Annotated in this window: 1 protein-coding gene and 1 pseudogene; both read right to left on the bottom strand. The window is 54.6% G+C overall.

Going from position 1 to position 260, the window contains the following annotated elements; all coding sequences use genetic code 11:
- Positions 1-95, bottom strand: a pseudogene (locus PGS25_RS15815) (VirB6/TrbL-like conjugal transfer protein, CD1112 family); the annotation flags it as partial.
- 69 nt (positions 96-164) lie between these two features.
- Positions 165-260: Maff2 family protein (locus tag PGS25_RS15635; protein WP_257367865.1), on the bottom strand; the 96-nt coding region annotated here is incomplete at its 5' end.

Raw genomic sequence — 260 nt, 5'->3', positions numbered from 1 at the left:
TTTACACTGTCAAACATCCCCGAAAGGTTGCTCATAATACCGCCCACCAGCATTTCTTTCAGCCAATTCGTCAGGGCTTCAAGTAAGAAATCCATACGGTGTCAACCTCCTTTCCGCCGCCCCCGCAGAGCTGCGGGAGCGGCAAGGATTTCATACGGAGACGCTTAGACAGAGAAAAGCCCGGAGAGCAGAGGTACAAGGACCATGCCGACTACGGCTACACCAGCACCGGCCATGAGCTGCTTCATGCCCTGGCTCTT

It is taken from the genome of Butyricicoccus sp. AM78-15b2TA, from assembly GCF_027665985.1.
In the GTDB taxonomy this organism is placed as follows: domain Bacteria; phylum Bacillota; class Clostridia; order Oscillospirales; family Butyricicoccaceae; genus Agathobaculum; species Agathobaculum butyriciproducens.
Note: the sequence above shows the minus strand (reverse complement) of the source record. Positions and strands in the feature narration are given on the sequence as shown.